Raw genomic sequence first — 14462 nt, forward strand, 5'->3', positions numbered from 1 at the left:
ATGTGTCTCGTTAAGGGTGGTTTTAAATTATAGCTGTTGAATTACAGTCGATAAGTGTTGGTTTTTGGCCGTTTAATAGCTTGATTTTTGCGTAAGGCTTAAAAGTGTGCTTTTTATAAGCGATGGTATTTTGTTCTAGTTATTGCCCTCTTTATAAGTTGATATTGCTCACACTTTTTTATGCTACTGATTAATATATGGTTAATGTAATTTTAAGTATTTCGGCTTATTTTTAATAAGCTGATATTTCATATAAATATGCCAAAAATAAAGCGCTGAAATAATAAGTAAATGTTGCTGTTTTAGTGAATATTTAGCGACCTAAACCGTTGTTTTCTTGTGAGTGAATGATTCTTATTTATTCTGGAAATGTGTTGGGCATACCGCTGTCTATTTGTGAATAATTTAGAGTTTTAGCGTTATATGAGATAAAATTGATCAAAGCGTTTTGTTTATCCCACACCATGTAGAGTATCACCCTTGAAAAAACAAATTTTGTCCGCCGCCTACTTAAATCGTTTCGCGGGGATCGGTCGTTTATATGGCCAACAAGCACTGCAATCTTTTGCTCAATCACATGTTGTGGTTGTCGGGATAGGCGGCGTGGGCACCTGGGTCGCAGAGTCATTAGCAAGAAGTGGCGTAGGCCAAATCACGCTAATCGATCTTGATGATATTTGTGTAACGAATACTAACCGTCAAGCCCATGCCTTAAAAGACACTATTGGTGAGTCTAAAGTTGAGGTGATGGCGCAGCGATTAAAGCAAATTAATCCTGAATGCATCGTTAATGAAATTGAAGATTTTATTACCGTCGACAATTTGTCAGCCTATTTTCAGGGCAAGAAAGTCGGCGGCGATTTAGATTACGTAGTGGACTGTATTGATGCCGTTAAACCTAAAGCTGCGCTAATTGCTTGGTGTAAGCGTCAAAAATTGCCTCTAGTTACTGTGGGTGGGGCTGGAGGGCAGACAGATCCAACTCAAGTTCAGGTGGCCGATCTGGCTAAGACATATCAAGATCCGCTACTGGCTAAGGTACGTAACATACTTCGCCGAGAGTACAATTTTTCAAAAAACGTGGCGCGTCGGTTTGGCATTGAAGCCGTTTTTTCGACCGAGCAGCTGGTCTACCCACAAGCAGACGGCTCTGTTTGTAGCACCAAAGCGACCGCCGACGGCACTATGCGTATGGATTGTGCCTCAGGTTTTGGCGCCGTAACCGTCGTTACTGGCACTTTTGGTTTTGTTGCTGTGAGCCGAGTATTAACTAAGCTTGCGGCTAAAGCAGACCTTGCTCAATAGTCTGGTTGTTGTGCATCATAAACACTGGTGAGCATAGGCCACCAGTGTTTAATCTATTGTGTTTTCGATTACTATCAGTAGTTTATATTTTGCTAGTCACGTCTGCGTATACCTCATTTTAAGCAGCTTTAAGTTTTTCTTTTGATATCGATAAATCAGCAGTAATAACTCATCTTTCTGGCATATATTTTGCTTTTATAAAGTTAACAACAGAATTATGACACTGGGTTTAGTGATGCAAAAAATAACGATGAGCAGCTTCAATTTTAAAAGCGTATCAATAAAAAAATTGACCTTTAATGCTATGTTGTGGCTTTCTATTTCTTGTGCCGCCCTGTTATTTACCCCTACTAGCTTATTGGCCACTATTAGTCTTGCTGAGCTTTCAGTTTCTCATGCAAACCACATTGGCTTGGGGTTGATTATTGGCGCCGCCTATTTATTGACTCAAATACTGAACTACTTTCTTGATGAAGCGATAAGCTATTTAAACGATAAGCGTTCAATTGAAATGATCGAAGAAAAAGTAAAATTACTTGATCCAACAGAGCGTGCATTATTGCGTGAGTTTTTTTTGCAGGGAGAAACCATACTGACTTTACCAGAAGATGAACCTGCAGTGAAAAGCTTGTCCAAGGCCGGTATTTTGGAGTCGCTAGGCAATCAAAAGCATTATGCCATTCAAGGCTCTACGGCCGACTTTAAAATATCTATGCGTGCTCGGGAGCATTTAAATCGCCAAGTTTTACGTTTTCCGGTTGGTGAGCCTAGCGCAGAAGAGATGAAAAACCTGATCAAAGCGCGGCCACAATTTATCAGTAACTTTGTGACACCGCGTAAACAAGCCATATAAATTGATTTCTAGATAAAAAAATGGGGGCATATTGCCCCCTTGCATTAATGAACATAGCGCTTACTTTTTAGGATCGGCAGACTTGGTATAAAACATCCACATCAGAAAAGACATTATGCCAATGGTACAAAAAATCACTATCATTGACAGCAAGCCTATGGCATTGCCAAACATCAAATCTAACCAGAATGTCATGTCCTAAATCCCTTTTCTTTTTAGTACTTCTTTAACGTACACCCGCTGGGTTGGTTAATAATTGATCTAGGTCAAATTGATAAACGGTTATCGCTAGGCTAATGCGTTTTGTCTAATAAAGATGTTCTTGATCAACCTTTACTAATGGTTGTGTCAGCTAAAGCTGATTTGTTGTGTTTAAAATAATCATTTAGGCGTTGTAAGTTTACTTTTTGTTCGGTTGACGGGAAGGTTAAATCAAAATACTTGCCATTCCGGTATCCGCAGGTATAATTCATTTCATTCTTTAGGGGCTGCAACGCACCTACAGAGATAGCAACAAAGCCTGAGTGGTGGAATTGGTAGACACGTCGGATTCAAAATCCGATTTCGAAAGAAGTGACGGTTCAAGTCCGTCCTCAGGTACCATTTCTCTTTAAGAGAAAATATTAAAGCCGACATTAAGTCGGTTTTTTTGTGCCTGAAATTCGGCCGCGTGGTTGTTAACGGCCTTGCTACTCTATAATAAATCTACAGCGCACCTGCGTATCAAAAAAACTTACTACGCTTCTTGGTCTTCTTACCAAACTTACTTAAAAACCAGATACAAAACACGCCTAAGAGTAAATCCTTTAATGTAATACCTGCCTCACTCAAGCTGTTTATAATAGCCATTAAAAGTAGTATCAACGGTACATAAACAATTAAGGCTCCAATCACATTCGGTGCAATGTCGAGTATGAACTTTGGTATTTTTGGTGGCTTTACCTTGCGACCAGATTGCGTGTCGGTTTGGACTTTATCAATGCTGATAGGTGTTGCCGTTTGGCGCGTTACAGGCTTGGTTGTTACGTTTCTCTTTGGCGCTGCCTTTGCGCCGACTAACTCTGATAACGAATATGCTTTCGCGCCGTTTAGTGACTTTACTCCCTCTTCGATATCATTCACCACTGCGTCGTATGTGAGTGAACTTGGCGCTTGAAATAACTCTTGCGGACCACGAATTCCCTCTTTTAGGTTGCGATAATGCTTGCTAGCCAGTAAGGCGAAGATCTGTCGTTCTGCTTGTTCAGAATTAGCCACTGTCCAGTATCTGAGGCTGGATGGTATAACATCAAGGCCGTAGGTTTTGCAGTAGTCGGCCATTCTCGCTTGGGGGAGGCTAGTGCCATGGCCCACTTTTATGACAACTTCAGAAGGTGTGTTGAGTTGATAAACGTAGATAAAGCTGCTTTGCATGACGATATAGTTTGTTATGGCGCGAAAACGTTATGATAACGCATACAATCAAGCGCAAGGTAACGGCTGGAGCTCATTGATGAAGCTTGCTGGTTTAACTGCTTGCAATATAGACCATTTTGCAAATTGGATGAGCGTTACCACTGGGGCTGTTAGAGGCTAAATTGACAGTAAGCCGTGTTTATTTGAGGCTATCTATTCATTTTTGATTGGTATTTGAGCGGTGTTTGCGCTTAAATGCAAAGCTGCAAAGTGTTAATAACGGAGGCGCAATGGAACTTCTGCCGATCTATATGGTGCTCAATAGTATTTCTTTGGGCATTTATGCATACCGGTCAAATACTGCTAATAAATTAATGTGTGAGCATGTGCAGTCGCATTACCCTGATATTTGGCAGATATTTTGTTTGCGCGGACGCCAAATGGGTAATGAAAATAAGTGGGCACAATATTTAGCGCTTGAATCGATTAATGAGGGTGAACTGTCGAAAATGCAAGATGTGGTGTTTAGTGAGAAAGTGACCTATACCAAAAAATATTTATCGTTCTTAATGCTTACCCCTGCAGTATTGACAGTATTACTTGGGCTCGTTGAGTATGTTTTTTTATTGTAGTGTGGTCATAAAATAACTCGGCAGAACAAAGGCATTCATCATAAATGCCTTTGTTATTATTGTAGTTTGTTAACTTTTTAAAATCGTTAAAGGCAATGCGAGCATGTCGTCACCGCTGCTGGCAAAATACCAAATAATGCCAATTAATGCCCCAACGGTAAGCAAGTACCAAACGGTTGAAAATATCTGGCCGTAGCGATCAAGCGGCAGCAGGTGGCTTTGGTGCCTGGTTTTCCATTCAAATACAATTTCAGCGCTACCAATCAGCAGTAAAAAGCCCAACAGTGCAAGCCCAAGAGAATAGCTGATATACACACCAATGGCGGCGCCAGCGATACACGCCACAAGCCCCATAACACTATTCATTGAAAAACTGATACTTTTTAAAATATGCCCACCGTCTAACGGTAAAATCGGCAGTAAGTTAAACAGGTTGAGAAGTGCGTTAAAAGAGGCGAGTCCGGCAAAGAAAATATTGCCAGTGATCCAGTATGCAACTAGGGCGGCAATCGACATCAATAAGCCGAAGGTGGGGCCCATTATCGAAATCACCACATCTTGCCAGCGCGTATTGATTTTTTCATCACTGAGCGCTAACCCTCCCATAAAAGGAATAAGGTAAATACCTTTGGTTTTCATACCAAAATGCTGCATGGCACGGATGTGACCATATTCATGAAACACTAAGCAGGCGATAAGCGCGAGCGCAAATTGAAACGAAAACAACCACGAATAAGCAGCAACACTGGCTCCCGCTAACACGACCTTAATGACTTTAGCGCTTTTTAACAGTTTGAAACCAAGCGACGCTAAGCCTACTAAACTGAACTGTTTTTTCTCTACAATTGCGACGGCAGGGACTTGCTGCTCAATGTCTTTGCTGTTTCGTTGCCCGTGGCTGATTAACTGTTCACCTTGTAGTAGGCGATATTCAATTAAAAAGGGTTGCCAGCTCAGCGTAGTCTCTAAGGTGATAGTGAGGGTGTTTGCAGGTTGCGCGTCAGTTGTGTCAGCGACGGTTGGTGTTGCAGTATGCAGCTCAAAGGTGTGTGTTTTAAGGCCTTCGTTGTCGGCACTGGCTTGAATAACAGAGACGAGTGTATCGCCCCAAAAAAGTTGTTGCCAGCCTGCCATCGACCCTTCTAAGCGAAGGGGTTTACCCAGGCAGTCAATATTCAATAATTCCACGTTTAGTCTCAACGATTTTAAGTGGGGTTATTATGCCGCTAAACATCAATTGAAGACAATTAAACCTGCTATGGCGCGTGAGCTACTTTTTCTTGATACTGTAATCGAAGTCAATTTCTTGGTTATTGTTGGTTATGCAACAAGGCCCGTGTTCGCGCTGAGTGCGGGTAAAGGCGCCGCCAATGCGAAGTTCAACATTGGGGAATAATTGCTTTAATACGTCGATTCGATAGTTGCTATAGTAGCCCGATATTTCTTGTTGCACAGAGGCTAATTCAGCGTCTTGTTCCTGTTTAATGCTAATAATCCGACGCTTCTCTTCAAGCATCCCTTTTACTTGCTCAACCATCATTTCGTCATCTTGCCACTGTGCTTTAGGAGGCAATTTGCCAAGCTGGCCTTGAATATTGTTTATCGCTATCGTCATTGATTTGCTGCTGTCGATAAGTTGGGTCACGTCTTGCTTGAGTTCGCCAATGTTCATGGCACAGATAATTTCGGTTTTGGTGCCGGCGGTTGCCCCAATTGAGCGAACTTTTATGCCTTTTTTCACCTCTACAATGCCGCCGACTAAGTCTCCACGACGATTGTTGGCATCGCAAACTGTGAGTTTTTGTTCGGTTTTGGCGTGGCTGTGCAGTAGTTGCTTGGTGACTAAAATATCTCCTTGGGCTTCAAGATTGGAGTATTGCACAAATTGAGCGCTAATTTGGCCTTTGGCTTTAAGTGTGGTGGATAAGGCGTTGCCTTTAAGTTGACGGCCAATTACGCCTTTACTCACGGTAATGTCGCCTTGTGCAATCAAGGTGGCTGAGTCGACAAAGCCCAGTACAGTGATGTCGCCGCTGCTTTTTACCACCATGCCTTCGCAAATATCACCAGTAACGAGCACGCTGCCTTTAAAGTCGACATTGCCATAACCCACGTTGACATCTTTAATCTGTAATACGTCGTCGACCTGCATACCTTGCTTGGTCTCTACAGGTTGGCCGGCAACAACACCCACTAATAAATTGGGGTTGGTATCGCAAAATTTGGAACCGTCACCGGCTACTAATTTGACATCTTTTCCCGCTTTAGCAAGTAATTTGCTGCCGCAAACATTATAGCCATCAACGCCAGAGGTAGCGGGGTGCTTTAAAATAAGCGCGCTACCAGGTTTGACCATAATCACTGAGCCAAGGTCGCGCATATCAACGGTGCCATCGCCTTTTTCTTGCGGCTGTAATAAGCGTTCACGCGCCAGCATAACTTTTCTTTCTAGGGTCGCGGGAGTCCCGTTGACGGCTAAACGACCGTGGGCAATTTGGTGGCTGCATTGCTCGCCTGGGTGAAGCAAGGCAAATTGTTTTAACGATAACTCTATTTTCTTTTTACTCAGGCCCAGTTTTATTTTTTCAGCTTTAAGACTTTGTAATATGTCTTTAAGGGTAATGCCTTTGCCGCCATATGCCGCGGTAAGCGTCATAGTGGCTTGCATTTTATCTTCTGATATTTCAAAGCTAATAATGGCATCTTTGCGCTGGGCAATGGTCACGGTTAGTGGTTTTTTGCCGTCGTCATGACCGCTGAGATCGTTGACTTTCTTTATGGTATTTTGGATAACGTCGTCGTGGGGATATAGATTGCAAAATGCGGGAAGAGCTAATAAGTCGGCGATTTCTTTATCAATAATAGGGCCGTGAATATTAGGTATTAATGTTAGTTCGGCTTTTGAGCCGTCTGAACTTAACTCTAGTTGCTCTGGATTTAGCATTAAAATCCCTATTGCTTGATTATCATTTTAAAGAGATTAACTTTAAGTATAACCATATAATATTTTGTTACAAAGGCTTATTCCTGTGTTCTGAGATTAAACTCACTGCTGGGATTTTAAATAGAATATACCGCTTTAAAATCAACCAGCAAAAAGTTTATAGCCCAGTTAAATTTGCATTATTAGCGTTTTATATTGGAGTAAATCTTGTATCGATTGTTTTCAGCGCTCACATTGACGCTGCCGAAGTGTTCGGCAATGCATTCTGAGTAAGGTAGGTGTCTATTTGCCACAATATGGAACAGGCCACCTTTGGTTAAACGCTCTTTACTGTTAGCAACAAACTCGGTGGTAATGTCGGTGGTGCTAGCAAAACCGTCATGAAAAGGCGGGTTAGAGATAATACCGTCATACTGGTGGGTGGTTTGCGCCAGACCGTCAGAGGCAAAAACTTCGGCATTTAGGTTGTTAGCCTTTAAAGTAAGCTCGCAAGACAGTAAGGCCATAGCGTTAATATCAACACATGCCATTTTTAGTTGCGGCTGAGCTTTTAATAGCGCGGCGGTAATGACTCCAGCGCCACAACCAAAATCAAGCACTTTACCGCGCATGGTTGGCAAGTTATCGAGTAATAGCTTGGTGCCTTCATCGAGCCTTTTTTCACTAAACACGCCAACCATATTACAAATGGTAATTTCACCCTGTGGGGTTTGCAGCGGGTATTGGCTGCACCAGTCTTGCAGTTTGATTGCCGGTGCTGTTTGATTTAGCTCGCTGGTATATACGATGCAGTGACGGGCATTATCGGCTTTAAAGGCGGCGTCAAAATAATCCGGAAGCTGCTTGGGTAATGACTTAATACCGCTTTTATTCTCACCTACAACAATTAACTGGCCTTGCGGCTTTAAGTGTTTAGCCGCCAGATTAAATAAGTACGGTGCTAATGCTTTAGATTTTGGAAAATATACAATGACGCTGTCAAAGCTATCTTCATTTGGTAGTTGATGCCCAAAATACAGCTTTAACTTGCTACAGGCATGCGGCTGCATAATAAGGTGGTGATGAAAATCTAAAGCTAATGCGCTGACAGTCGCGGCAGTGTCCAATAATGCTTTAGGAAGAGTATCGCCTTCGTAATTGAGCACGAGTACAGATTGGTTGGTGATTAAATCGATGTTTCTTAGAATGGCTTGCGACGCGTTGGTTAGCATGAGTTTTCAAGGTTGGGGTCAATTAATGCTAATTATACGCTAACCGTCTAAATATGCACTTTTAACTGTGATTAAAATGCCACCTATTACGCCTTAATAGGTGGCATTTATGCGCATTTTGCTAGTTAAGTTTAGGTAGTAAACTCATCATTTTTTCTGCGATGTGGGTGTTGTCTTGGTTACCCTTAAATAAGTCCGCAGCAGGGCCAGCGGCAAAAACCTGTACATCAACGCCGGTGTGGCCACCGGTGGTCCAACCGGTGTAACTGCGTACATCAATCAGCTTTTTAAGTGCGATTTCTAGTGCGTCAGCGTCTTGATCTCGAGCGTCACTCAGCTTTTGCAGTTCATCAGCACTCACTTCAAACCCAAGCTGCTGCTTAACGGCTGCTTGCCAGTCATCGGTGGCTACGGCTTTGCTGGCGATGCTGGCTGGCGTCGCGCTGATCCCTTTTAGTAACTGTGTGTCCCAGCGGTATGTGCCATTGGCTCCGACAGATAAACCGCCGGTGTTATGGTCTGCTGTTACCACCATTAAGGTATCTTTATGCTGGCGCACATATTGCTCAACCACTTCAATTGCGTTGGCAAAGCCGTTTAACTCTGCCATTGCGGTGGCAACGTCGTTATTGTGACCTGCCCAGTCAATCAAGCTGCCTTCAACCAGTAATACAAAACCTTTTTCATTTTGAGATAGTAGCGCTAATGCTTTACTGGTTAATTTACTTAAGGTGTTGGCGTCGGGAGAATTGAGCACCCAAGGCATTTGTACATCAGCAAATAAGCCTAATACTTTGGGCTTGTCGATACTCTCTAGCTGCGACAGCTCAGTAATATGCTGGTAGCCTTTGGCGTTAAACTTAGCCAGTAACTCTTCAGAAAAATATTTTTGTCCGCCGCCTAAAATAACATCGGCATCGGATTCAAGTATGCCCTCTGCAATGGCTTCGTAGTTTTTGCGGCTTTCATTGTGGGCCAGAAAGGCGCCGGGTGTTGCGTGATTGACTTGCGAGGTTACCGCTACACCTGTTGACATGCCGCGTAATTTAGCCATTTCCATAATGGATGTTAGCGGCTGTTTATTGACGTCGACGCCAATCGCGCCGTTATAACTTTTATTGCCGGTTGCTAGAGCAGTGGCAGAGGCGGCTGAATCGGTAACGTAACCACTGACTCGGGCTGGGTAGGTCGATGCCATGCCAACGAGTAAACGGTCAAATACGGTTGATTCAATCTCTTCTGTACTTGGGTTGTCCTGAAAATAACGGTAGGCACTGGTATAAGCTGGGCCCATACCGTCACCTACCATAATGATCATGTTTTTTGGTCGTGCTGGCGCTTCAGTTATATTCGCATTTGCATAAAGCGGTAGCATTGTGCAGGCACTAAGTACTAAAGCAACAGCGTTTTTATAATTCATTCCTAATCCTTGGGTTAGCTATTTATTTTTTGTTGATTCTTGCTTCTATCGCGTCCATTAGCATGCCGGTAATATCGACATCAAAGGCCGCTTCTATTTCTTTAATGCAGGTTGGGCTGGTCACGTTAATTTCAGTGAGTTTGTCGCCGATAACATCAAGGCCGACAAAAATCAGGCCGCGTTTTTTAAGTTCAGGCCCAATGGTGCGGGCAATATGCCAGTCTGACTCTGACAGTGGCTGCGCGACTCCACGTCCGCCGGCAGCTAGGTTGCCACGGGTTTCACCTTTTTGCGGAATACGTGCTAGTGAATACGGAACCGGCTCGCCATCAACGACTAAAATGCGTTTATCACCAGAGGTTATATCAGGTATAAAAGCCTGTGCCATGGCGTACTGTTGGCCTTCATTGGTCAGGGTTTCGATGATCACACCGACGTTAGGGTCGTTTTTCTTTACTCTGAAAATTGAGCTACCACCCATACCGTCGAGCGGTTTTAAAATGATGTCGCCTTTTTCTTTGTAAAACGCGCGAATGCGCTGTTCGTCGCGAGTCACTAAAGTGTCTGGAGTAAACTCAGAGAACCAAGCTGTGAATAACTTTTCATTGGCATCACGCAAGCTTTGCGGCTTATTTACGATAAGTGTGCCTTGCTCTTCGGCGCGCTCAAGCATGTAAGTTGAATACACAAATTCAGTATCAAATGGTGGGTCTTTGCGCATTAAAATAACGTCAAGATCAGCCAAAGGTGTGTCGACAGCTTCTTCTAGCTGATACCAATTCGTTGGGTCTTCTTGCACAGTTAGTTTACGCATGGTTGCCATTGCTTGGCCGTTAAGCATCGCTAAATCATGCATTTCCATATAAAACAGTTGATAACCGCGAGCCTGAGCCGCCATTAACATGGCAAAACTTGAGTCTTTTTTGATGTTTATTTCGCTGATGGGGTCCATCACGATACCGAGCTTTATCATGGTGCGTGTTCCTTTATTTTGTTTCCTACAGCTAACATGGGGGCTAAAGCTGAATATTGCTAGTCAGGCACCAAGTACAAACCGTTGCGGCTAAAGTTGGGTGCCTGACTAAGTACGGCGAGCTTAGCCTATGTCGCCAAATTTTAGCTGCAATGCACTGATGGTGGTGAGTGCTGCAGTTTCGGTGCGCAATACTCTAGGGCCGAGTAGTACATCAGTAAACTTGTGGGTTTCTGTTAGGCTAATTTCAGTGGCAGACAAACCACCCTCTGGGCCAATAACCAGTCGAACTTTATTATTGGGTAGCGTTAAGCCGTTAATTCCGTGAGACGCACGTGGGTGCAAATTAAGTTTAAGGGCGCTGGTGTCTTCTGCGCACCAATCCATCAGTTGCATTGCTGGGCGTACCACTGGCACCACACTGCGACCCGATTGCTCACAAGCGCTGATCACGATTTTTTGCCACTGCTGAATTTTTTTCTCTAAGCGTTCGCCACTGAGTTTAACTCCGCAGCGTTCTGAAAATAATGGCGTAATGGTATTTACACCAAGTTCTACAGATTTTTGAATGGTAAAGTCCATGCGGTCGCCACGAGAGATCACCTGGCCGAGGTGCAAATGCAGTGGCGACTCGTTGTCATTGATATCACAAGAGATGATTTTCACGTCGACGTTTTTCTTACCCGCGCTAACAATATCAGCAAGGTAGTTATGGCCGTCACCGTTGAATAAACAAATTTGTTCGCCTGGCGCCATTCTAAGTACGCGGCCAACGTGGCCAGCAGCTTCATCGTGTAATGACACGGTTTCGTTAATAGCCAACTTAGATGCTTGGTAAATTCTTGGAACTCTCATGGTACTGTTTTGCCTTATTCTGCGATATTCGTTGCAGAGATTAATTGCCGACATTGAGCTTGTACAAAGCGGTTATGGTTACCTTGCACTTTTGCAATTTCTTGATCTCGCTTGCACTCAATAGTATCAACTGGGTAGCGTTTATCCCATGCTTTAAATAACTTTAATTGGCTACTCGATATTTTCAATGCGTAAGTTTGCTGCATATATAGATATGTGCGCGCAATCTTTCCTCTAGTGTAGCTAGGTGGCTCGGCTTTACGACTTTTAAAGTCGACGGTCATGGCACATTGGCCATACTGCTGTGGCTCAGCGTTCCATTGGCTAAAGCGGTAGTTACTACGGTCGCCATTGACCTCGCCAATAGCGGGCACCAAGTTGTGTAAATCTGACTCCATTTTTTTAAAGGTGGTATCTGTTTTACCGCAGTTTTTACGGCCTCCTTGCTGCCAACATTGGCGCTGGTGGCCAAACTCCCATGCTGGTACCACATGTTCCCACTCGATTCTGGCGGCTCTTTTAGCTTGCTTACGCACTTGATAACCACAGCGGCTAAAGTCTGTTTGCCATTTTTTACCATTAATTTTAATGTCGCAACCACAGTAAAAACTGGTAACAGGTAATGCCGTTTGATACAGATTTTTAGCCAATCTCTTGGCCTGACTAAAACTGGTTGGGTGCGTTGGCGAGGCGTGGCTGGTAACGGGTATGGCGCACATCACACTTAGCGTGATGGCGAGTGCGACCAATGACTTTGTATTCAAGCTTAATCCCTAATAATGTAATGCACGAAACTGATGTTCGTTTGCGGCAGATTGTAAGGCAGCACTGCAATGGGGACTATGAGCTAGGTTAAATAACTGCGAATTATTTGCTGTTGTAATGCAAATCCTGGCCGCACTTGCGGCAACGGTATTGCGCGTCACCGCGAACGACTTTGTTATGTCGCCTGATACTGAGATTGACGATGCTGCAACCACAGTGATACTCAAAGGTTTTACCTTGCACTGCTTGTACATTAAAACTGTGGGTAGTGCGAGGTTGGCAGCCATACAGGTGACGCATTAAATATTGCCATTCAGCCCCGTGAGGTTTGACCCTGCCATACAGCTGAAAGCTGAGTAAATGGCAAATCTCATGGGGGACAACATCATCAATAAAGGCTTGGTGGTTATCGGCTAGCAACAGAGGGTTAAAACGTAACTTGTTGAGTTGCAAATGGGCAGTGCCAGCGCTTTTACCACGCAGTTTAAAGTTAATTTCTGGTCGCGGAAATGGGCGCGCCATTTTAGTTTCTGCCATCTGGTAGCAACGCTCAACTTGGGTAGCAACGCTCTGTTGCAGCGCATCAGCAAACGTTGCCGCCGGGTGGTGTACAGGCTTTGCTGGCCAGCTTAGCTTGGATTTAAATGGGGTGAGCGACTTAAACATTAACGATGGTCACTTAGGTGATAGAGTCGATTTTGCCAAGAATGTTACAGCAGCGGTGGGTGCGACACCAGTTATCTTATGGCGAGGATTGCGCGGCGCTGCGCGATAACATCGCGCAGCTTACCGTTGATGGTTATAGCGTTGCGGCCGCCTTTTTGACCATAGCCTTAACTTGTTCAACAATATCGCGTTCAACTTGCTCGTTATAAGCAGCGATGCGCGGTGTGTGAATGTGCCCCACCGGAATACGGCTGTTAAAGTTGTTTTGCAGCAAAATAGCCCGATAAGAAATTTCGTTCGACAAGTAGCCGCCACCAGAGCCTTCAACCGATGTTGCGTTTTGCAATTGACTCAATGACGTTGCCTGAAACTCACCTTTAGCTAACGTTGACACCGTATGATTGTCGTTGATCTGCCATGGCCCTTTAGCGGTTTGCATTGCGGCAATTGGCAATGAAAACTCAACAAATTCAGGCCCCTTTAGCGCACTGCCGTTAAATAACGGAGCGATAGGTGCTTGCTTATTCGCTCCGGTTAGCACATTGAGGTTGTCGGGCGCTGCCGCGCTGCGATTACGACCCGGAAAGCGTTCAATATCAAATTGGTCTCTACCCATACTCACGGTAAAAATCATGTCGGCACTGTTATCGCGATAAATTGGCGTCAATAACGATTCGATTAAGCCGTTATCAAAGTCAGCAAAACGCACGGGGATCATTGCTGTTTCTATTTGAACCTGCTTTCCATTAACTTTAAAGCGGTAACCGTCTAATGCCAGCGCAACTAAGCCCGATGGGTTACTTTGGTCGATATGTCGGTCGAGGAAAAATGGGTCAAAACCGGTCAATAGGATTTTAATATGGGCGTCGTCATTAAACTTTACGTCACTTAAACCGCGGGAGTTTTTTTCGATAGCGGTGATCAGAACATCACGCTGCCAGGCACTCATGTTGAAGTTAGGTTGTTGCGTTTTTAGTACGTCACGAATGGCAAGGCGACTCCAATACAGAGCGCGATCGTCAATATGACCTGTTTGCACATCATTGACTGCTCGCTGCCATAAGCGCAGCCCTTGCGCCGCAATCATTTGGGTGATGTTTAACTCGTCAGACTGTTGAGCGTATTGCTTAGATACGTCGGCAATTAAAGGCTGGTAACGGTTAACGACGTTCGGCATTGCTTCAATTGCCGTGGGTAAACGTGCTTCTTCAACATCGAGTTGGGCAATCGCTGAATGAGAAAATAGCCCCATCAACAATGTTGAGGTGATTAGCGCCATGCTAGGTGTTTTCATTGCAAGATCCTTTCTGATTAAATACTGCCAGCTTAGCGAGGCTAATTTACCTTAAAGAATAACGTTCTTAAGGTCTTAGATAATTATTTCGAGTATGCCTTAGTGACTGCTGTATTAAAAGCGAACAGCTCACGGTGCCGCAACATAGA

Annotated in this window: 14 protein-coding genes and 1 tRNA gene; 4 read left to right on the plus strand and 11 right to left on the minus strand. The window is 44.1% G+C overall.

Features of this window, described 5'->3' with window-relative positions; all coding sequences use genetic code 11:
• The first annotated feature begins 495 nt into the window (after positions 1–495).
• Both tcdA and RGE70_RS01780 read left to right on the plus strand, forming a co-directional pair.
• Entirely contained in the window at positions 496–1305 is an 810-nt protein-coding gene (gene tcdA / locus RGE70_RS01775; RefSeq protein WP_375087924.1) for a tRNA cyclic N6-threonylcarbamoyladenosine(37) synthase TcdA, read from the plus strand.
• Positions 1306–1540: 235 nt separating this feature from the next.
• Positions 1541–2158: a superinfection exclusion B family protein gene (locus tag RGE70_RS01780; RefSeq protein ID WP_310469848.1), complete on the plus strand. Its 618-nt coding sequence runs from the start codon at positions 1541–1543 to the stop codon at positions 2156–2158.
• Between the two features lie 60 nt (positions 2159–2218).
• On the opposite strand, the gene RGE70_RS01785 is transcribed toward RGE70_RS01780, so the two are convergent.
• Positions 2219–2353 carry a DUF3149 domain-containing protein gene (locus RGE70_RS01785; RefSeq protein ID WP_310469849.1) on the minus strand — a complete coding sequence of 45 codons (135 nt, stop codon included), beginning with the start codon at positions 2351–2353 and terminating at the stop codon, positions 2219–2221.
• A gap of 323 nt (positions 2354–2676) precedes the next feature.
• On the opposite strand from RGE70_RS01785, the gene RGE70_RS01790 reads away from it, so the two are divergent.
• Positions 2677–2761: transfer RNA gene (locus RGE70_RS01790), tRNA-Leu, on the plus strand.
• Positions 2762–2881: 120 nt separating this feature from the next.
• Here RGE70_RS01790 and RGE70_RS01795 read toward each other — a convergent pair.
• Positions 2882–3571 (minus strand): GIY-YIG nuclease family protein, encoded by a 690-nt coding sequence (locus RGE70_RS01795; RefSeq protein WP_310469850.1) that lies wholly within the window; start codon positions 3569–3571, stop codon positions 2882–2884.
• 272 nt (positions 3572–3843) lie between these two features.
• Here RGE70_RS01795 and RGE70_RS01800 point away from each other — a divergent pair, with 272 nt between their 5' ends.
• Complete coding sequence (locus RGE70_RS01800; RefSeq protein WP_310469851.1) at positions 3844–4185, plus strand: hypothetical protein; 342 nt, start codon at positions 3844–3846, stop codon at positions 4183–4185.
• Positions 4186–4254: 69 nt separating this feature from the next.
• Here RGE70_RS01800 and RGE70_RS01805 read toward each other — a convergent pair whose 3' ends face one another.
• The 9 genes from RGE70_RS01805 to RGE70_RS01845 all read right to left on the minus strand — a co-directional run bounded on the left by RGE70_RS01805 (position 4255) and on the right by RGE70_RS01845 (position 14313).
• Positions 4255–5373, minus strand: a complete 1119-nt coding sequence (locus RGE70_RS01805) for a site-2 protease family protein (RefSeq protein WP_375087886.1) — start codon at positions 5371–5373, stop codon at positions 4255–4257.
• An 82-nt stretch (positions 5374–5455) separates the two neighbouring features.
• Positions 5456–7129 (minus strand): flagellar assembly protein A, encoded by a 1674-nt coding sequence (locus RGE70_RS01810; RefSeq protein WP_310469853.1) that lies wholly within the window; start codon positions 7127–7129, stop codon positions 5456–5458.
• A gap of 182 nt (positions 7130–7311) precedes the next feature.
• Entirely contained in the window at positions 7312–8340 is a 1029-nt protein-coding gene (locus RGE70_RS01815) for a methyltransferase (RefSeq protein ID WP_310469854.1), read from the minus strand.
• Positions 8341–8461: 121 nt separating this feature from the next.
• Complete coding sequence (locus RGE70_RS01820) at positions 8462–9760, minus strand: alkaline phosphatase (RefSeq protein ID WP_310469855.1); 1299 nt, start codon at positions 9758–9760, stop codon at positions 8462–8464.
• A 22-nt stretch (positions 9761–9782) separates the two neighbouring features.
• Positions 9783–10733: a glutathione synthase gene (gene gshB, locus RGE70_RS01825; RefSeq protein ID WP_310469856.1), complete on the minus strand. Its 951-nt coding sequence runs from the start codon at positions 10731–10733 to the stop codon at positions 9783–9785.
• Between the two features lie 123 nt (positions 10734–10856).
• Positions 10857–11588 carry a 16S rRNA (uracil(1498)-N(3))-methyltransferase gene (gene rsmE / locus RGE70_RS01830; RefSeq protein ID WP_310469857.1) on the minus strand — a complete coding sequence of 244 codons (732 nt, stop codon included), beginning with the start codon at positions 11586–11588 and terminating at the stop codon, positions 10857–10859.
• A gap of 14 nt (positions 11589–11602) precedes the next feature.
• Positions 11603–12307 (minus strand): endonuclease, encoded by a 705-nt coding sequence (locus tag RGE70_RS01835; protein WP_310472890.1) that lies wholly within the window; start codon positions 12305–12307, stop codon positions 11603–11605.
• Between the two features lie 148 nt (positions 12308–12455).
• Positions 12456–13019 (minus strand): SprT family zinc-dependent metalloprotease, encoded by a 564-nt coding sequence (locus RGE70_RS01840; protein ID WP_310469858.1) that lies wholly within the window; start codon positions 13017–13019, stop codon positions 12456–12458.
• 133 nt (positions 13020–13152) lie between these two features.
• Positions 13153–14313, minus strand: a complete 1161-nt coding sequence (locus RGE70_RS01845) for a PA0049 C-terminal domain-containing protein (protein WP_310469859.1) — start codon at positions 14311–14313, stop codon at positions 13153–13155.
• Positions 14314–14462 lie beyond the last annotated feature (149 nt).

Source organism: Shewanella youngdeokensis (assembly GCF_033180165.1).
Taxonomy (GTDB): Bacteria; Pseudomonadota; Gammaproteobacteria; order Enterobacterales; family Shewanellaceae; genus Shewanella; species Shewanella youngdeokensis.